Genomic DNA, 20,372 nt, shown 5'->3' with positions numbered 1-20,372 from the left:
CACTGCATTCCACAAAAAGCGAATAGGCTGTCAAATAAAATAGACGCCCGGGGCTTCATAACCACCGTAGCGTCTGTTCTTAATATTATTTATTTGTCTGTCCTTTATCCAGTAGATCTCGTACCGCTACACTGACCATGATCAGACCGACGACCGGTGGAACGAAGGAATTGCTTGCCGGAGGCTGCTTCGCTTTGCGAATCTCTGGCGCATTGGCAGGCACGATCTTCTTCGTTACTTCAGCGCGCGGTTTAACCGGCTGCTCCGTAGAGAAGACGACCTTAACCCCCTTCTTGATGCCAAGCTCACGAAGCTTCGTACGTACAACTCTGGCCAGAGGGTCCATGTGAGTCTTGGAGATGTCCGCGACTTGGAATTTCGTAGGGTCCATCCGATTCGCCGCCCCCATGCTGGACAGCATCGGTATGCCTCTCTTACGGCATTCAAGAATAAGATGAATTTTATAAATGATTGTATCCGAAGCATCAAGCACATAGTCGATATCATATTTGAACAATTCCTCATAGGTTTCTTCCGTATAGAACATATTCAAGGCGATCGTTTCACATTCGGGATTGATCAATTTGACCCGCTCACACATCAGATCCGCTTTTTTCTGGCCGATCGTCGTCGTCAGCGCATGAATTTGCCGATTCAAATTTGTTATATCTACAACGTCCTTGTCGATTAGAATAATACGGCCTACTCCGGTCCGGGCCAGAGCCTCCACCGCCATCGAGCCTACACCGCCGATCCCCAGCACCGCTACAGTGCTATTCTTCAGAATTTCCAGCCCTTCTGCTCCGATGGCCAGCTCTGTTCGTGAAAATTGATGAAGCATGATTCATATACCTCCCATTAGCCCTGACGATAAATTCAATTTCCTGTATGCAAATGAACCGTCATTAAATATACAGAAGATTGTCCCGTTTGTCATCATATCACCCCGATGCATCTCTACTCAAGCTTCTCCTTAAGTTTTACACAAATTACATTTAAACAATAGGTTTAATAGGGGTTTTTCGTTTGTTCATAGTACTAAATTGGAGCATCTTGGGGATTTAAAAAAGGACCTCACCCCGCAGCAAGCGGAGTAAGGTCCTCGTGTATAACTCACTATAAAATAGTCTGTTCGGGCAGATTGCCCGAGACTATTATTGTTATTTTGCAGCTACAGGAGGCTTGGTTGCCAGCTTGATATGCAGCTGTTCCAATTGAGGCGTATCTACTTCGGATGGTGCATTCATGAGCAGGTCGGTCGCACTCGCTGTCTTAGGGAATGCAATCGTCTCACGCAGGTTGGAGCGTCCAGCCAGCAGCATGACCAGTCGGTCGAAACCAAAGGCGATACCGCCATGTGGTGGAGTACCATACTCGAACGCATCCATCAGATATCCGAATTTGTCCTTCGCTTCTTCCGGCGACAGGCCGATTGCGTTGAACATCTTCTCCTGAACATCACGCTTATAGATCCGCATCGAACCGCCACCTACTTCATAGCCGTTCAATACGAGGTCATAGGCTTGAGCCAGGATTTTGCCTGGATCTGTATCGAACAGTTCCAGATCTTCTTCGCGCGGACGGGTGAACGGATGGTGCTCTGCTACATAACGCTTCTGTTCTTCATCCCAGCCCAGCAGCGGGAAGTCCACTACCCAAGCGAATTTATAGACATTGTCATCGATCAGGCCGAGATCGCGTCCGATCTTCAGACGAAGTGCACCAAGCACATCGGCAACAACCTTTTTGTTATCTGCGGAGAAGAGCAGCAAGTCGCCTTCTTCAGCTCCGGTACGCTCTTTCAGAATCTCGATTTCTTGCTCGCTTAAGAACTTCACGATCGGTCCGCGGAACGTTCCTTCCTTCACCTGTACCCAAGCCAGACCTTTGGCTCCATAGCGTGCCGCATAGGGTCCAAGATCATCGATATCCTTACGGCTCCAGGTTCCGCAACCCTTCGCGTTAAGGACTTTAACCTCTCCGCCCTTCTCAATAACGGAGGAGAATACCTTCACACCGCTGGTTGCGACGATATCGCTAACGTCAACGAGTTCCAGACCAAAGCGAAGGTCCGGCTTGTCAGAGCCGTATTTGCCTATAGCATCAGCATAGGTAAGACGCTGGAACGGAGTCTCAATATCGATCCCCTTCGTCTCTTTAAACAGACGAACAACCAGCTTCTCCATCATTTCCAGCAGCTCATCACGCGACAGGAATGAAGTCTCAATGTCCACCTGAGTGAATTCCGGTTGACGGTCAGCACGCAAGTCTTCGTCACGGAAGCAGCGGGCGATTTGATAATAGCGCTCAACACCGCTCACCATAAGGAGCTGCTTGTACAGTTGCGGAGATTGCGGCAGAGCAAAAAATTCACCAGCATGCACACGGCTAGGCACCAAATAATCGCGTGCGCCTTCTGGAGAGCTCTTCGTCAAGATCGGAGTCTCCACCTCGATAAAGCCTTCCCCATCGAGGAAGTCACGGAATACTTTAGCTGCCTTGGAACGGAGCCAGAGCGTCTTCTGCATTTCAGGACGGCGCAGGTCCAGATAACGATATTTCAAGCGCAGCGATTCATCCACTTCCACTCCATCTTCGATGAAGAATGGAGGCGTCTTCGCAGCATTCAACACCTCGATCTCAGTAATATGCACCTCGATGTCACCGGTTGGCATATTCGGGTTAATTGTCTCGGCATCGCGCTTCACTACTTTACCGCTGACAGCAAGGACATATTCGCTGCGCACTCTGTCAGCAATCTTCAACGCCTCGCCAGAATAAGCAGGGTTGAATACGATTTGCACCTGGCCGCTGCGGTCACGCAGATCAATGAACAGTACGCCACCCAAGTCGCGACGGGTCTGAACCCAGCCGTTCAGCGTAACTGTTTCTCCAATGTTCGCGGCGCTAAGCGTTCCGCATTGATGAGTACGTTTCATGATATAAATATCTCCTTTGCATTTTTATGAGTAAAAGCTTACTTGAAGCTCTTGTTCATTTCGTCACTTCGTTAATTCATTGGCCAGATCGTCCAGTTTCACATTACGCTGTTCTCCGGTCTCCATCGATTTCAGCATAATCTCACCGCGCTCTAGCTCGTCATCACCGAGAATCGCTGTGAACTTGGCCTGCATCCGATCTGCCGATTTCATCTGAGCCTTAATCTTACGCCCCAGATAATCGCGGTCCGCCGAGAAGCCTGCCTGACGCAGCTTGGCTGTCTGGATCGTAACTTCCTTATCGGCCGCTTCGCCCAGTGCTACGAGATAAATATCAAGCGGTCTGATCCCGAATATCCCAATCTCCTGCTTCTCCAGAATCAAAGCGATGCGCTCCAGACCGATCGCCATGCCAATACCCGGCTGATCCGGGCCGCCCACTTCGCTGACAAGTCCGTTATAACGTCCGCCACCGCCAATCGTATCGATCGCACCGATCCCCTGAGCTTTATATTCAAACGCAGTGTGCGTGTAATAATCAAGCCCGCGTACAAGACGAGGATTAATGACATAATCAACCTCCATCGCGGTGAGCAGCTCTTGTACCTTGGCAAAATGCGTCGTGCACTCTTCATCCAGACTATCCAGAATCGAAGGGGCATTCACAAATTTATCTTGATCTATTTTGCAATCGAGAACGCGCAGCGGATTGCGCTCCATACGGGACTGGCAATCCTTGCAGAGCGTGTCCTTCATTGGTGTAAGGAAATCAAGCAGTGTCTGGCGATAAGCAGCCCGACTCTCCGCATTTCCTACCGAGTTAATCTCCACTTTAACATCCTGAAGACCGAGCTCGCGGCAGAACTGATAACCGAGCGCCACTACTTCTGCATCAATCGCCGGATCTGTCGCTCCGAACGCTTCAATACCGAATTGGTGGAACTGTCTTTGTCGTCCGGCCTGCGGGCGCTCATATCGGAACATCGGTCCGATGTAGTACAGCTTGCTCACATCCGGCTCTCCGTACAGTTTGTTCTCCACATAGGCGCGTACAACCCCGGCAGTGCCCTCCGGACGCAGTGTCATGCTGCGGTCCCCTTTGTCCGTGAAAGTGTACATTTCCTTCTCAACAACGTCTGTCGTCTCACCGACGCCGCGTTCAAAGAGCGAGGTCTGTTCAAATATCGGTGTACGAACCTCTTTGTAGTTATAACGCCGACATAAATCGCGCGCTTTCTCTTCGATGAACTGCCATTTTTCCACCGTGCCCGGCAACAAATCCTGTGTACCTGTCGGTTTCTGAAAAGCCATAATATCGATCCTCCATCGTTATGAATTGCTCGAAAATAAAAAAACTCCCGCCCCTGTCATCTATAACAGGGACGAGAGATTATATTTTCATATCACCCGTGGTACCACCCACATTCCGAATACGTGCAAGAGAATTCGCTCCGTATACAGCACTTATGTACGGTATACATTAATCTCGCCAGCATTCGCTTCATACGGTTAACGCCCGTTAACGCTGTACGTCTACTAAGCATTCCACGCAATTACAATTGCAAATGCCTTTCGCCGCCAGTTCTCGGGGAAGTCCTTCCTTCAATCATCAACCGGAATCCTTCCAGCCAGCTGCTTCAATTACTACCTAGCGGTGATACCGCCATACAGCATATTGAACAGTCAGGGATTCTTCTCTGTGGGTGTGGGGCTGAAGTACTCGTCCCGTCATCAAATCGGTATGTGTTTCAAAAAGCGCACTTCATCCAACCTTCTCGATGCTGAAAAGCAAACTTTTTGAACGCTTATTTAAACTAGTATCAAACTAATATATATTTTTTGATTTTAATTAACTAATGCGACAAAGTCAAGTCCCATATACAAGAAAAAAACCTGTTACCAACGGGGTACAGGTTCAAAAGTATATATTAAAAAGGGGGTCATGTCTTTATTATAAACAGGCTATGTTAAAGGACTGTGAAGCCAATGTTACAGTTAGATTACAAAGATCACATATTATCCGACTCAATATAGGCCCCCATAGACCGTAGTTTAAGAACTGCCTGCTCATACTGAGTATCACTTACTTTAGCGCTGAGCGTATACTGGAACTGGTCCGTAGCATTCGCTACTGTGTCATTCCGTGCATCACCTCTGACCGTATCTCCATGGTCAGCATCCGCACTATTGCTTCCATCCAGATCGCCGCGTACATCGCCACCCCCCATGTCAACGACATGGAATAATCCTTGTGCAGACATCGTCCCAGGTCCGGAGGCAACTGTAAAGCCGTTGTTGCTCATCGGGTAGAAGGCAGGAGCAGACCAATCGCTTCGAGCTACCGAGTCGGACAATCGCCCAACCTCAACGTCATCGGCCTGAAAGGCCATCAAGCTTGCTCTGGCACCTTCAGCCTCGTCCTCATTACGGAAATAAGCTTGTATATGTTTGGACACCCTTAATCACTCCCTTATAAAGGTTGTTCAAAAAGTCCGCTTTTGATCACGAAGTGAAACAGGAAGTCAGCTCGGCGTCGAATCTTGAATTCAGCCGGGACTTCCGGTGCTCACATACACACTACGTACGCTCCGCTTCTCACTCCCTAGCTTCATCCAACCTTCTTGGTGCTGAAAACCAGACTTTTTGAACTCATACTTAACGAACAAAGCAAGACCACCTTTTACTCCTGCTTAACGACGCGGCAGATATTCACTAAAAGGCCTGAAATCGCGCAAGGATTCGAACTCGTCCTTCTGCCCAGACTTCGCCAGCTTTCCAGCCTCATTACAGCTCCCTACCGGGATGTGTGAGAGACTCTGCCATATTTTTGATTTTAAGGATTGGCGCACAACAAACAAGCTCCCTCACTGATCATCTTCTATGCGGCAAATGCTTGTCCAACAAGTCGCCATGATTGAACCCAATCCCGGTAACTTTATTGAACTCTCTACATAGAAGGGTATCCAGTGAAGGAGCCCTTTATCCGTAACATACAGCGGTCGATTAACTAACGGTCAAGCGCTAGGGCTGTCCAGCACAATGGTAACAGGTCCCCAGTTCGTCAGAGCGACGTCCATATTGGCGCCAAATTGACCAGTCTCCACCACAAGACCCTTCTCACGCAGCATCTCATTGAAGCGATTATAGAGAGGCTCAGCCTGCTCTGGTCTAGCAGCAGCGATGAAGCTTGGACGCTTGCCCTTACGGCAGTCTCCATAAAGCGTGAACTGCGATACCGACAAGATGGCTCCCCCGATATCCGTAACGCTAAGATTCATCTTCCCTTCCTCGTCTTCAAAAATCCGCAATCCGGCAATCTTCTCGGCCAAATAAGCGGCTTCTTTCTCCGTATCCTCATGCGTAATCCCAACGAGCAGCATCAGGCCTTGCCCGATTGAGCCAACGGCCTCACCCTGTACTGTTACATTTGCTTCTTTACACCGTTGTAAGACGACTTTCATTTCTGCATTAACTCCGTTCCTCTTGAAATTACATATTCAGAAAAAGCTATTGTATGATCCGATGTACTGTATAGACATCCTTGACACGCTTGATCCTCTCGACGACGGACTGCAAATGATCTGTGTTGCGAATGAGGATAGTCATATGAACCTGAGCCATTTTGTTCTTATCCGAGCGCCCTGACACTGCAGAAATGTTCGTCTTGCTCTCCGATACAGCTTGAAGAACTTCATTCAGGAAGTTGCGCCGATCATGACCCGTGATCTCGATATCAACACTATAGTTGGCTTCGATCGCTCCAACCCATTCTACTTCGATAATACGTGCTGCCTCTTCGCCTTCTCCGTCATGGGGAATATTCGGACAGTCACTGCGATGTACAGACACGCCCCGTCCCCGAGTGATGTATCCAACGATCTCGTCCCCCGGAACCGGATTACAACATCTGGCGAAGCGCACGAGCAGGTTATCGATCCCCTTCACGACAACACCATTGGTCGGACGAGACTTACGGGCCTCTGGCCCCGGCTTCACTTCTTTGATCTCCGAAGTCAGCTCGATGGAATTGCTCTCTTCCTGCTCCTTGCGCAGCTTCTCTGTAAGTTTGGTGCATATTTGTGCTGCCGTAATCCCACCAAATCCGATGGCCGACAGCATATCATCGATATCATTGAAAGAATATTTCTTTGCAGCATCCAACAATTTATCATCCGTCATCCATAATGATGCATCGATACCGGCGCGCTTCAGCTCACGTTCAATCGCTTCGCGTCCCTTTTCAATATTCTCCTCGCGCTTCTCTTTCTTGAACCATTGCTTAATCTTACTACGGGCATGGGAAGACTGCGCGATCTTCAGCCAATCCTGACTCGGTCCGTAGGAATGCTTCGAAGTCAATATCTCGACGATATCCCCTGTCTTCAACTGGCAATCCAGTGGAACAATCCGCCCATTCACCTTGGCCCCGATCGTTCGATTGCCAACCTCCGTATGGATGCGATATGCAAAATCGAGCGGAACAGAACCCGCGGGCAGCTCAATGACCTCTCCGGAAGGGGTGAACACGAACACCAAATCGGTGAAGAAGTCCATCTTAAGTGATTCCACGAACTCTGAAGCATCCTTGGCTTCATGCTGCAGCTCGAGAATTTCATTGAAGAACGTCATCTTGTTCTCCGGACCACCCGTATAGCTTCCTTCCTTGTAGGCCCAATGCGCCGCGATCCCATACTCTGCCGTTCGATGCATTTCCCAGGTACGGATTTGTACTTCTGTCGGCTCGCCGTTTGGCCCAACCACGGTCGTATGGAGGGATTGATACATATTCGCCTTAGGCATTGCGATATAATCTTTGAAACGCCCAGGCATCGGTTTCCATAAAGTATGGATAATTCCGAGGGTTGCGTAGCAATCCTTGATATTGTTCACGATAATACGAATAGCAAGCAGATCATAAATCTCATTAAACTGCTTGTTCTTCGTCGTCATTTTCTTATAGACACTATAGATATGCTTAGGGCGGCCCAATAGATCAGCTTCTACCCCCATTTCCTCTAGCTTTTCTCTAATCCGCCCGATCACGTTCGCAATATATTCTTCTCGCTCTGCCCGTTTCTTGCGCATTAAATTGGCGATCCGGTAATACTGCTGAGGGTTCAAATAACGCAGCGCAATATCTTCCATTTCCCATTTAATGGCCGAGATACCGAGTCGATTTGCGATCGGACAGAAAATTTCCAGTGTCTCATAGGCAATACGACGCTGGCTCTCTTCTGATTGATATTTCAAGGTTCGCATATTGTGAAGGCGGTCGGCAAGCTTGATCACGATCACGCGAATATCCTGCGCCATAGCTATAAACATTTTCCGATAATTCTCATTCTGCTGCTCTTCCTTGGAACGGAACTTAATCCGTTCGAGCTTAGTCAGACCATCAACCAGCAAGGCGCATTCCGTGCCGAATTGATTCTCGATCTCCTTCAAGGAGACGGTAGTATCCTCCACCACATCATGAAGAAGCGCTGCAATAATCGACAAAATGTCCATCTGCATGCTAACGACGATATCCGCCACCGCCAAGGGGTGCAGAATATACGGTTCTCCAGATTTCCGTAGCTGGCCATGGTGGGCCTGCTCCGCGAAATCATACGCCACCCGAATACGAGGAAGATCCGGTTCTTTTATATAGGCGGACGCCTTTTCAAGTAATCGCTCTATGCCCATTGAATCCAGTCCGAGTCCTTTCTATATATAAATCTAGATTGAGATTTGTACGTTAGAGGGCACTATACCCCCATTTTTGATTTCCTATAATTATGACTCTTACATACCTTGCCGTCAACTATTGAGTCTCGATTTTAGTAGCCTGTGCATGGTTGTACTGAATCTGTCCGACAGCTTCCAACTATTTACCCGTTTATTTGAAAATAATGTTTTATATTTGGGAGGAATTATCCCCCATACTGACGAATATCCATATAGCAGAAAATCTCGATTTTATTTCTTATTAGGAGGAATCCCATTCTTATGAACAATGTGAATGTCGATCCATCCTCGACCGGATTAGACCCAAAAGTGGCCGGTCTTCTATGTTACGTATTCAGCTTCATTTCAGGTATCATCTTCCTCGCTATCGAGAAGAAAAGCCAATTTGTTAAGTTCCACGCGGCCCAATCTCTCATCGTCTTTGGCGCCTTAACCCTAATTAATATTATTCTAGGTTTCATTCCGATCATCGGAGCGATTATCGCTTTTATTGTTTGGCCGCTTTCTTTTGTGCTATGGATCGTACTTATGCTCCTTGCCCTGCAAGGGAAGCAGACGAAGCTGCCTATCGTCGGCGATTACGCCGAACAGCTCAGCAGAAGCTTCTAAAGGTAGTTCAAAAAGTCTGCTTTTGATCACGAAGCAAACCTAGAAGTGTTCTCGGCATCGAATCTTGAATTCACCCGGCTCTTCCGGTGCTCACGTACCTACTACGTACGCTCCGCTCCTCTGACCCTAGCTTCATCCAACCTTCTCGGTGCTGAAAACCAGTCTTATTGAACATTCATATAATTAGGTAGTTCAAAAAGTCCGCTTTTGATCACGAAGTATTGAACCTGGGTCCGGATTTGCAGAAATGCAAATACCGGGCCTTTTTTTGGTTTCTGTGCTCCAAACTACCTGCAGTGTACGAATGAAAATATTCAACTTTACACGGGGTATTCTGAAGGATAGCCTGGCCCGAACTAAATTTGTTGTTGAAAAATGTCAAGATTGTCCTTATCATATTAGGGATGCCTTAAGAACGTTAAATAAAATAGAGGAGTGACCCTGCTTGCAACGTGAAATTCAAGTTAATGAGAAAGTTCCTTTCGGGCCTGGCGTACTGTTAAGTATTCAGCATTTATTCGCCATGTTTGGCAGTACAGTTCTTGTACCGAATCTATTCGGCGTAGATCCGGGCATGATCCTGCTGATGAACGGAATTGGCACCCTGCTCTACATTTTTATCTGTAAAGGCAAAATCCCTGCCTATCTCGGATCAAGCTTCGCCTTTATCGCCCCTGTTAGCTTAGTACTCAAAGAATACCCGGGCAATGGATATTCACTAGCTTTGGGCGCTTTCGTCATTACCGGTCTTATTTTCATCCTAGTAGGATTACTCGTAAAATATGCTGGAACCAAGTGGATTGATATTGTATTCCCGCCAGCAGCCATGGGCGCTATCGTAGCATTAATCGGTCTTGAACTGATTCCAGTAGCTGCCGGTATGGCCGGATGGATCTCTAAAAATCCTGGCGAACCATTTGTTCCAAATGCTACAACTATTACTCTGTCACTAGTAACCCTCGGAGTAACCATTCTCGGTGCAGTACTCTTCCGCGGCTTCCCTAAGATCATTCATATCCTGATCGGAATCGTGGTCGGCTATATCCTCGCTCTAATTCTCGGTGAAGTGAAAACCGGAGCAATCGGCGCCGCAAAATGGCTTTCCATGCCAACCGTAACGACACCTCAATGGAACTCTGCGGCGATCATTACTATCATCCCTGTTGCACTGGTCGTCATCGTCGAACATATCGGTCACTTGCTCGTTACAGGTAACATTGTCGGCAAAGATCTATCGAAAGATCCAGGACTGCATAGATCCTTGCTTGGTAACGGAATTTCTACCGTCTTCTCCGGATTTGTCGGCTCCACGCCAAATACGACCTACGGTGAGAATATTGGGGTCATGGCATTAACCAAGGTGTACTCCACTTATGTAATCGGAGGAGCCGCCATCTTTGCGATCTTGCTCTCCTTCTCAGGCAAATTCACCGCCGTTATTGCCAATATTCCAGAACCGGTTATGGGCGGAGTATCGCTGCTCTTGTTCGGTGTCATAGCTGCATCAGGTCTTCGCATCTTCGTCGAACAGAAGGTCGATTTCTCCAAAGCAACGAATATGATTCTTGCTACCGTCGTATTTGTGGTTGGACTTAGTGGCGCTACATTAAAAATCGGCAGTGTGCAATTGAAAGGCATGGCTCTAGCTACGATTGTAGGTATCGTGCTCAGCCTGTTCTTCAAATTCATCCAGCATTTCGGCCTTTCCAACGAGAAAGAAGACGCTGCTTAATTTTATAATATAGACAAGGGCGGTCTCCCAGTAGTGAACTACTGGGAGACCGCCCTTGCTGTATCATTAAAAAGTTGAATTCAGATGTACTAATTAATAATCATATTTTGCGAGAGAGAATACATTAATGTCAGGCAGCTTCGCACGCCCGTTCAACTCGCTGAGTTCAATCAGGAAAGCCGTACCTACAACATTGCCGCCTAGCTCGCGAACGAGATTGACAGAAGTTGCGATGGTGCCACCTGTAGCCAGCAAATCATCAGCGATCAATACGTTCTGTCCAGGCTTGATGGCATCCTTATGCATCGCTAATTTATCTTTGCCATATTCAAGATCGTATCCGACTTCAATCGTCTCATACGGTAGCTTGCCGCTCTTGCGGATCGGTACGAAACCAACTCCGAGCGCATAAGCAAGCGGAGCTCCCACAACAAAACCACGGGCTTCCGGTCCAGCGATGACATCGATCTCCAATTCGCTTACCATCTCTTTAATCGCATTGATTGCTTCCTTGTATTTCTCACCATCATTCAGCAAGGTCGTAATGTCCTTAAAGCTGATGCCTGGCTGTGGGAAGTCAGGAATGACGCGAATATACGGTTTTAAATCCAACAAAATCTCCTCCATCAAAATAAAATAGACTTCAGCGTAAGACTTGAATAAAATTCAATGCTATGAAACCCCCTGCAATTGACAGGTGATCCATTCCGTAATTTGTGGTATTTCTTCATGAAGCAATATTTGCTCCATCTCGGCAAGCAGACCTAAGGTTTGATAGCCTGATGCCGATTCTAACGGACGTTTAGATGGCGCAGGATTTACTGTAATCCGTCCTTCACGCCGAACGATGAAATCCAATTCTACAAATATATCCAGAATAAAATATAACATACGGCGAGAGATTCCAAAACGGGACATTAATTCAGCAATAACCCGTTCTTCTGGACATTCATCCTGACCAGCATATTTCCTGAGAAATACATAGACCTGTTTGAAACGCTCCCGCGAAGGGGCCTCGATCGTATCTACCGATAAGCGTGGATGAAGCAGAAATACCCGTTCCAGATTAATGAAACTAGTTAACATTTTATTCCAAATATCCGGCGACTCCGGCAATTCTATTACAAATAATGTTTTTACTGTAACCGCATCTCCATGATCCGATTCAGAACTGCCAGGGCTAATCCCCTGTTCCTGGTCATAGACCCAGACCGAAATTCCCTCCAAATGGCCAACAGCGAGCAAATCAGCTCTACGACTGGAGACCGCAGCCATCGATCCTGCGCTACAATATGAAGTCTTCAAGATACCCTGCTGTAATTCCTCGATTTTAATGCCAGGGTCCAGCGGATCGCGATAATCAAACACCTGCAGATGCGGAATCGAAATATCCTGAATGAACAGCTGCGGTTTACGCTGACCGTTCCATTCATTGATCCCGGCTTCTACAACTAGATCAACTCTCGCTTCCGGTGTTAAAAGATTGAATATTTCCCCTTTTCCAAAAGCAACGGCCTCTATCATACTTCCATCCTGACGGATCGTCAACTTCAAATGCTTGCCATCCTTGCCCATCTGTCTATAATCTACAAGTTCGGCGCCATGAACGAGCAAGCGCGGGGATGGATTCCCCATTCCGAACGGCGCCAATTGGGCCAATTGTTCAATCACTGGCAGCGTGATCTCCCGCAATCTGCATTCGAGATCTGCCTGCAGGGAAGGAATGAAATGCTCTGGCTTAAGTATTTTCCGAGCAAACTCATTCAGCCTCTGTTCGAACTCTTCCAGACGATCCCTATGCAATGACATACCTGCTGCGGAAGGATGGCCACCATAATGGTCAAGCAGCGCATCGCAATACGTTAAGGCTTCATAGACATCAAAGCCCGGGATGGAACGCGCCGATCCCTTGCACTCCCCGGTGGCAGCATTAATGCCCAGCACCAGAGTCGGGCGGTAGTATCGTTCCAGTATTTTAGAAGCTACAATGCCGACTACTCCGACATTCCAGCCCTCTCCGGCAACAACGAGCACATCCGGTAGCGTCCCAGCAGCTTTTTCTGCCTCAATTCGTTCGAACGCTTCACCTGCGATATCATCAACAAGCTGCTGTCGCTCTCTATTGAGCAAATCCAGCTTCTCTGCCGAGTCCTCTGCCGCTTCCATGCTCGTTGCGGTTAGTACATCGAGCGCGCTGAATGCATGGCTCATTCGCCCTGCCGCATTGATACGTGGTGCTAGACCGAAGGCAACATTCGTAGAGGTCACTTCTCCCTGATTCCACCCGGCAGTATGAAGTAAGGCTGAGATGCCTGGGAAGGAAGAAGCTGACATCTGCTCCAGCCCCATGCGAACAAGCACTCTGTTCTCATCCGTCAACGGCATCAGGTCCGCTATGGTTCCTAAGGCTACCAACTCAAGCCATGCAGCGGGAGTGTCCTTCCCTAGCAGAGCATAGGCTAGCTTGTATGCAACACCAACGCCAGCCAATCCTTTGAACGGATATGGACAATAGGAAAGCTTCGGATTGATCAGCGTATAAGCTTCTGGCAGCTTTGCCGGTGGCTCATGATGGTCGGTAACAATCACATCAATGCCTAGTTCAGCAGCATAAGCGATTTGTTCCACTGCACTTATTCCGGTATCTACCGTAACGATCAGGCTGACTCCATTGTCATGAGCCTGTTTGAGAACATGATTATGTAATCCATACCCTTCCTTCGAGCGATGCGGAATATAGAATTCAAAATTCGCCTGCAGCGTTCGCATTAGCTCAATCATAAGAGCGGTTGACGATACCCCGTCTGCATCATAATCCCCGTATATTAATATCCGCTCCCCGGCTTCCACCGCCCTGCGGATTCTTGGAACCGCTTCCTCGATTCCACTCATCTGATATGGATCATGCAGCTCCATTAAGGAGTGATCCAGAAATTTCGAAGCATCCTCGGAACTGGAAATTCCCCGCGTCACTAATAGTGATGCCAGCAGAGCCGGAATCTCTAACTGCTGTTGCAGTTGACGAGAGACCTCCAAGTCACAAGAAGATATATTCCAATGGTATTTCGATTGAAGCAATGACTTTACACCCTCTTTCTCCAGTCGATCCCCCCGATATTGATTGCGAAGTGAAACAGGAAGTATAATTGGTACTATTATTGCAGCAGGTTCGGCATATCGTCATTCGCCCCGAGCTGATTGCTCTTATAGGGATAGCCTGCATCATAAGGTAGAACAAGAATACTGACATCATTCACATGAGAGAAGCGATGCATGAGCAGTACCTTGGCTCTATTGGCGATATCATTTGCCTCTGTAACCGTAATCTGCGGATTTACGCTAATCTTAGCGATAACTCTCACATAATGCCCCTGCTCTTGTGCGCGTAAATCTTCGACGGTAATAATTCCATGGACGCGCTGAACGGTCTCTATGAATCGCTCTGTATCCTCTTGGAACAACGTTGTAGCCAGCGCACTGTTAATCACCCTACGAACCATAATATAAGCTCTGTAGGCTACGAGAATAGCCACGATGATAGCCATTGTTGGATCGAAATAGAGCATCATCGGTATATCCAGAGCATGACCCGCCATCGCGCCGAATACACCCAGCATGACGATTATTGAGCAGTACAACGAATAACGGTGGTTCTCGACATAAGCTTCGCGCTCTTTCTCAGCCCAAGCGGATGATGACCGATACTGTATCTGAAAAACGAGTTCCTTCACGACGAGAGAGACAACCACAACCACACCAGCTACATAACCTGGCGCAAGGATATTTCCTTCGAAAATCGCCATTGCCGTTGTGATTATCGTCTGCATTGCACCTAGCAAAATCAAGACAGCTATGAATACAGCAATAGGCAGAAACGATTTCGCCTTCTGCGCCGGGTCCTGCCGGGAAAGCGGTGATTTGTGCTCATAGAATCGTCTCCATGCATCTGTTAACGAAGAACTGACTGTAGATAAAATTTCAGCTAATGAGAATAATGCATCTGCCAGCAGAGCATAGCTATTGAACAATATACCTACGATTCCTTTTAATGTTGTTAGGGCAAAATTGCTTGCCATACTTACTGCAGCAATGGAATCAACAGCAACAGTTTGTTCGCGTCTCATGATATCCCCCCTGAAACCCGAGAACTAATAAAGAATGATAGAGCCGCGTCGTAATCGACGCGGCTCTTCATGCCCAGCAACAATACTTCTCCCTATATAATCGCTTAAGCCGCCTTAGCCGGTTTTTTCTTTTCTCTTACTTTAAGCACAAACCACAGCGGGCTGGCGATAAAGATGGTCGAATAAGCCCCGAGCACAAGACCGATCGTCATAGCAAGTGAGAACATCTTAATTGATTCCCCGCCGAGCAAGAACAGGAAGAATGCTGCGATGAATACGGTCAAGACCGTATATATCGAACGCATAATCGTCTGAGCGATACTGTGATCGACGAGTTCCTTGAGATCATCTCTAGTCTTCAGCTTGGCGAACCGCATATTTTCGCGAATCCGGTCAAAGATAACGATCGTATCGTTGATAGAATAGCCGATAATCGTAAGTACGGCAACGATAAACGTAAGATCGACCTTGAGCTTGAAAATGGAGAAGATCGCTATAACCAGAATGGCATCATGCAACAAGGAAATAACAGCTGCTATCGCAAAACGCCATTCAAAACGGATACTTACATATACAATAATCCCTAGGCACGCAATAAGAACCGCTTTAATCGCATTTTGCGCCAACTCCTTGGCCATTTCCGTATCTACGGTATTAACCTCAAAAGCTGCGTTCTCATCAAGCTTGCTTATTTCTTTCTTCAACGCTACGTCCTGATCTTCATTGAGCACCTTAGTGAAGCGGATGCTTATCCGCTCCTCCCCAACATTGATGGTTGTCCCTTCTGCAATGTTGAGATCCTTGACAATAGATTCAATCTCGCCCTTTGAAACCGACTTTGAGACCGTCACGTCTACGTTGGAGCCAGATTGAAAGTCTACACTATAATTCAATCCAAAAAAGGATAGAGACGCTACGCCAAGTACGATTAAAGCAATCGATATGGCGAAGAAATATTTACTTAGATGGACATAATCCAGTCTTTTAATGCTCTTATCAAAGTGCACGAATCTCACTCTCCTTAACCCCGAAGTATTTCGGTTTCATCAGCTTACCAGCCTTGAGCAGCAAGTTAAGGAGGAACCGGACGAAGTAAACATTCGTTGCGATACTAAGCACGATTTCCACGATGAGCACAAGGGCAAACCCTTTAACTGATCCAGTTCCGTAAATATACATCACGACAGCTACAATAATCGTCGTAATGTTGGAGTCCAAAACCGTACGGAGTGAATGCTTGCCTCCTGCTTTTACGGACGACATCACGCTCTTGCCGCTCCTTAGCTCTTCTCTTATCCGTTCGTTGGTAATGATATTGGCATCGACGGCCATCCCGATCCCGAGAATGATCGCAGCAATCCCCGGCAGAGTCAACGTGAAGTTGGCCCACGCGAACACCGCAATCAAGAGCCAAGTGTGTAAAATCAATGCAAAGCTAGCAATAAGTCCAGGTGCCCGGTACATTCCGACCATGAACACTAAAATAAACACGGAGCCAATCAAACCTGCTTCAATCGTAGACTTCAGCGATTGCTGACCAAGGGTTGCTCCAAGGCTCTGCGAGTATTTCTCATGAAGCTTCAAAGGCAAGGCGCCGAGGTTGATAACATCGCGAAGCTCTTTTGCTTCATCCATACTGCCCCCAACGCTGATTGACGCTGTTCCATCGGTAAGAACGGCTTGTACAACTGGCGCGGAGATCAATTCATCATTCATATAAATAGCAAGTGGTTGACCGAGCAAACGTTTCGTTATTTCAGCAAATTTATCTTTACTTTTCACCTTGATGCTTACCTGCGGCTTATTCATATTATCGAATTGAAGCGCAGCGCCGTTCTCAGCAAAGTCAGTACCGATCATTTCGATCTTGTTGTACTCATCCGGGTTCTTCTCGGTTCCGTCTTTACTACGGAAAGTCAGTTCCGCCGGTTCTTTCATCATTTTGCGTACTTCTGCTTCGTCGGTCACACCGGCCAATTTCACACGAATCCGGTTCGTGCCTTCTGTAGTAACTTCCGGCTCACTCGTACCGAGCTTGTTTGCACGCTTTTCCAAGCTTTGCGCTGTTTTGACGAGCGATTCTTTCGTTACTTTAGCCCCAGCCTCCAAAGGCGAAGCCTCGTACAAAATCTCGAATCCGCCCTTCAAGTCCAGGCCGAGACGCATGCTTTTCAGTAAACCAGGGGTTGTCCAACCCATCAGGGCTGTTAAGACAACCACGACGGTTATGAATGCCACTATTCTTTTCATCCCGTACTTCGATCCCCTTTCAATTCTCAATATTCCTATTATAGCTAGGCAGGAATCGACCGTCAATTTAACGAAAGTTGTCATTTTTATTACGACCGACTCTTATACCTGTGTTCAAAAAGATCATTTTATAGTGATAGAGCACAAAAAAGACCCCTTAATCTAGATGGGATCCACGAAAAGCTGAAATCGTCAAATAGTTCATAAAATGGGTTATCTTCAAAGAAAGGATATCATTTACCAATTGATGCAATGGCGGAAAGCCATCCTTCTGATACTTCTGGCTGACACAGCTCCATATTTCCTCTTCAGTCACATGCTCATAACCGATCATTCGGAATTCTTCCACTTTGCTGCGGCACAAATTCTCGATCGTCTCAAACAGTTCCTTCCTCGTGTAATCCTCTTCAGCCATCCTGGTGCCTCCTTCCTCATCCCCATCTAAATAACATTCTACTTCATTTTTCCGATTCCTGCTTGATAGAATTATCGATTTAGGCTGAATTCAAGATTCGATGTCGAATAAGCTCTCAGTGTTACTTCGTGATCAAAAGCGGACTTTTTGAACTTCCTCTTAAAGACGAGTCATGAATTGGGACAGGACCAGCATATGGTTAATTAACATTGATATTCGTAGAGGCTCATTTAGGGGAGAGAGGGAATCACATTGAATAAACAAACCTTTATCCAGGGCACGATGATCCTGCTCTTGGCAAGTGTTGTTAATCGTATTCTCGGCTTCATTCCGCGCATTATGCTTCCCAGGATCATCGGTACAGAAGGCGTTGGCTTGTATCAACTCGGCTATCCCTTTTTCTTGGTAATTGTTACACTCATAGCGGGCGGCATTCCGCTGGCCATTGCCAAGCTGGTAGCCGAGGCAGAGTCAGCGGGGAATTCACAGCGCTCTGCTACTATTTTACGGACAAGCCTGGTCTACGCGACGGCAGTCGGATTTCTATTTACGTTCATCTGCCTCTTCGGGGCCCCTTGGGCCAGCCGCTATATTCTCACGGATCCACGGGTCTATCACACCTTTATCGCGATGAGCCCAATGATCGTCATTGTCGCTGTGTCTTCCGTCTATCGCGGGTATTTCCAAGGGAAGCAGAACATGGTCCCCTCCGCCGTCTCATCGGTCACAGAGACCATGGCAAGAATTGTCTGTGTCCTCTTATTCTCCTACCTGTTCCTTCCTTGGGGAATCGAGTATGCTGCAGCTGGAGCGATGCTTGGGGTCGTATTTGGGGAGATTGTCGGCCTCGTAGTCTTGCTATGGCAATACAGCCGTATACGCCGGAAGAAACCATCCAATGCTACAACGGTCCCTGTCGTCATAGAGCAACAGGACAAGGACTCCTTCTTCTCACAGATCTGGCAGATCCTCAAAGTGGCTATTCCAGTAACTGGTGGTCGCTTAGTCGGTTCGATGTCCTACCTCCTAGAGTCCATTATAACAGCACGAAGCCTCGCCATAGCCGGAGTCGCCACAGCCATCGCTACCTCTCAATATGGCGCATTACAGGGGATGATCATCCCGCTCCTGCTGCTGCCGGGCGCATTAACCTCTTCGCTTGCCGTATCACTTGTTCCTTCTCTGGCGGAAGCGCAAGCCAAAGGGGATATGCGAACGATTCATCTAAGACTTCATCAATCGATCAGGCTGGCGCTAGTGACCGGCGCACCCTTTGCAGCGATCATGTATGTCTTGGCCGAACCGCTCTGCCAGCTTCTATACGACAACGGGAGCATCGCAGGAATGCTGAAAGTTATGGCTCCGATCGCCCTATTCTCCTATGTGCAAGCCCCGCTGCAAGCCACACTACAAGCGCTAGACAAACCTGGGCGGGCATTGATCAATACTTTAATCGGGGCTACCGTCAAGCTAGTTCTGATCTATTATCTCGCCTCGAACCCTAGCATGGGCATTTACGGAGCTATTTTCGCGATCATTATCAACATTGTTGTCGTTACTATATTGCATGGCTTCAGTATCTCACGCGCCCTTCGCTTCCGATTTCCCTTGCTTGATATTTTAAAAGTCGCTTGTCTGATGATTATCATGAGCGGGGCCGCAGCCTATCTCTATAACGAATTACTTACTATCTCAAGTACGGGGCTTCGCTTCATTATTACCTCGCTGATCGCCGTAGTGATCTACTTAGTCCTGTCCGCAGGCTTGAAACTGATAGATTGGCATGATATTAGCCGAATTCCGATTTTACGGAGATGGATCAAGAACTGAACAACTGACAACTTCGGACTTGTCATAACCTCCCCTACTTGACCATAAAATAATATCATTAGAGGTTGTTCAAAAAGTCCGCGGTTCGATAAAAAATCCAATCGAGGGTATTCAAGGATGAGCGACCGCAATTCAAAGGTAGGTTTTCTTGTGATATAGAATTTCATCAGTCCCCGCTGATAACAAAAAATTCTATATCAAGCACGAAGTGAATCGAGAGGTATCCCGACGTCGAATCTTGAATTCAGCCGGGACTAAGTAGATGAACATGCATTATTAATAGGAATGGAGGACCGCGTCATGAATTTCATCCGCCGCATCGTTTCAATCCGCATTTCCCATCCGACCATATCCGGGTTGTGGTACGCTTTTCTCTGGATGATGATCGGCGCTCTCGTACTCTCGTTGCTTCTACAGTCCAATATGCTAGAGGAGCAGGAGCTTAGCTTGTATACTTACATCGTTCATTCCATAGCTATCCTATTCGGAGGACTAGTCTCCGGCAAGCGCGCTCAGATGAAAGGGATGTACCAAGGCTGCATCACAGGTCTCATCTATGGAATTCTCGTCTTTGTAATCAGTTTCCTAGCCCTCGACAGCTCGGTTCAATTTGCTACATGGCTCTTACTGCTGCCAGCACTGATTATCGGCGCGATCGGAGGTGTATTTGGAGTCAATTTGAATAAACGTTAGCGGATACAACAAAAAGAGCCTGAATTCAGGCTCTTTTTGTTATTCACTCAAGG

The 20,372-nt window shown here is 47.4% G+C and carries 16 protein-coding genes; 4 read left to right on the top strand and 12 right to left on the bottom strand.

Annotated features, from left to right (window positions below):
• Positions 1 to 85: 85 nt before the first annotated feature.
• The 6 genes from ABD014_RS05525 to ABD014_RS05500 form a co-directional block, all read right to left on the bottom strand.
• Positions 86 to 841: a tRNA threonylcarbamoyladenosine dehydratase gene (locus ABD014_RS05525; protein ID WP_343858508.1), complete on the bottom strand. Its 756-nt coding sequence runs from the start codon at positions 839 to 841 to the stop codon at positions 86 to 88.
• A 319-nt stretch (positions 842 to 1,160) separates the two neighbouring features.
• A complete protein-coding gene (gene aspS / locus ABD014_RS05520; RefSeq protein ID WP_343858505.1) occupies positions 1,161 to 2,939 on the bottom strand; it encodes an aspartate--tRNA ligase in 1,779 nt (592 codons plus the stop codon).
• A gap of 63 nt (positions 2,940 to 3,002) precedes the next feature.
• Positions 3,003 to 4,250, bottom strand: coding sequence for a histidine--tRNA ligase (hisS, locus tag ABD014_RS05515; protein ID WP_343858503.1), 1,248 nt, complete (start codon positions 4,248 to 4,250; stop codon positions 3,003 to 3,005).
• A gap of 698 nt (positions 4,251 to 4,948) precedes the next feature.
• Positions 4,949 to 5,395: a hypothetical protein gene (locus tag ABD014_RS05510; protein ID WP_343858500.1), complete on the bottom strand. Its 447-nt coding sequence runs from the start codon at positions 5,393 to 5,395 to the stop codon at positions 4,949 to 4,951.
• A 558-nt stretch (positions 5,396 to 5,953) separates the two neighbouring features.
• Positions 5,954 to 6,400 carry a D-aminoacyl-tRNA deacylase gene (gene dtd / locus ABD014_RS05505; RefSeq protein WP_343858497.1) on the bottom strand — a complete coding sequence of 149 codons (447 nt, stop codon included), beginning with the start codon at positions 6,398 to 6,400 and terminating at the stop codon, positions 5,954 to 5,956.
• Positions 6,401 to 6,446: 46 nt separating this feature from the next.
• A complete protein-coding gene (locus tag ABD014_RS05500; protein ID WP_343858494.1) occupies positions 6,447 to 8,624 on the bottom strand; it encodes a RelA/SpoT family protein in 2,178 nt (725 codons plus the stop codon).
• A 303-nt stretch (positions 8,625 to 8,927) separates the two neighbouring features.
• Here ABD014_RS05500 and ABD014_RS05495 point away from each other — a divergent pair, with 303 nt between their 5' ends.
• Entirely contained in the window at positions 8,928 to 9,275 is a 348-nt protein-coding gene (locus ABD014_RS05495; RefSeq protein WP_127002078.1) for a DUF4870 domain-containing protein, read from the top strand.
• Between the two features lie 445 nt (positions 9,276 to 9,720).
• Entirely contained in the window at positions 9,721 to 11,007 is a 1,287-nt protein-coding gene (gene uraA / locus ABD014_RS05490) for a uracil permease (RefSeq protein WP_343858489.1), read from the top strand.
• Between the two features lie 93 nt (positions 11,008 to 11,100).
• Here the strand turns inward: uraA and ABD014_RS05485 are convergent, their stop codons facing one another.
• The 6 genes from ABD014_RS05485 to ABD014_RS05460 all read right to left on the bottom strand — a co-directional run bounded on the left by ABD014_RS05485 (position 11,101) and on the right by ABD014_RS05460 (position 17,796).
• A complete protein-coding gene (locus ABD014_RS05485; protein ID WP_343858486.1) occupies positions 11,101 to 11,619 on the bottom strand; it encodes an adenine phosphoribosyltransferase in 519 nt (172 codons plus the stop codon).
• A 60-nt stretch (positions 11,620 to 11,679) separates the two neighbouring features.
• On the bottom strand, positions 11,680 to 14,085 hold the full coding sequence (recJ, locus tag ABD014_RS05480) for a single-stranded-DNA-specific exonuclease RecJ (protein ID WP_343858483.1): 2,406 nt from the start codon (positions 14,083 to 14,085) through the stop codon (positions 11,680 to 11,682).
• A 77-nt stretch (positions 14,086 to 14,162) separates the two neighbouring features.
• The gene (locus tag ABD014_RS05475) at positions 14,163 to 15,131 is read right to left on the bottom strand and encodes a cation diffusion facilitator family transporter (protein WP_343858480.1); all 969 of its coding nucleotides are present in this window, start codon (positions 15,129 to 15,131) and stop codon (positions 14,163 to 14,165) included.
• A 104-nt stretch (positions 15,132 to 15,235) separates the two neighbouring features.
• Positions 15,236 to 16,147: a protein translocase subunit SecF gene (secF, locus tag ABD014_RS05470; RefSeq protein WP_343858477.1), complete on the bottom strand. Its 912-nt coding sequence runs from the start codon at positions 16,145 to 16,147 to the stop codon at positions 15,236 to 15,238.
• Positions 16,128 to 17,381, bottom strand: coding sequence for a protein translocase subunit SecD (secD, locus tag ABD014_RS05465; protein ID WP_343858474.1), 1,254 nt, complete (start codon positions 17,379 to 17,381; stop codon positions 16,128 to 16,130). Before secD ends, secF begins: the two co-directional genes overlap by 20 nt.
• Positions 17,382 to 17,538: 157 nt before the next feature.
• A complete protein-coding gene (locus tag ABD014_RS05460) occupies positions 17,539 to 17,796 on the bottom strand; it encodes a post-transcriptional regulator (RefSeq protein ID WP_343858471.1) in 258 nt (85 codons plus the stop codon).
• Positions 17,797 to 18,048: 252 nt separating this feature from the next.
• On the opposite strand from ABD014_RS05460, the gene spoVB reads away from it, so the two are divergent.
• On the top strand, positions 18,049 to 19,626 hold the full coding sequence (spoVB, locus tag ABD014_RS05455) for a stage V sporulation protein B (RefSeq protein WP_343858468.1): 1,578 nt from the start codon (positions 18,049 to 18,051) through the stop codon (positions 19,624 to 19,626).
• Between the two features lie 300 nt (positions 19,627 to 19,926).
• Positions 19,927 to 20,319, top strand: a complete 393-nt coding sequence (locus ABD014_RS05450; RefSeq protein ID WP_343858465.1) for a TIGR04086 family membrane protein — start codon at positions 19,927 to 19,929, stop codon at positions 20,317 to 20,319.
• Positions 20,320 to 20,372 lie beyond the last annotated feature (53 nt).

It is taken from the genome of Paenibacillus motobuensis (assembly GCF_039521865.1).
GTDB classification, from domain to species: Bacteria; Bacillota; Bacilli; order Paenibacillales; family Paenibacillaceae; genus Fontibacillus; species Fontibacillus motobuensis.
Note: the sequence above shows the minus strand (reverse complement) of the source record. Positions and strands in the feature narration are given on the sequence as shown.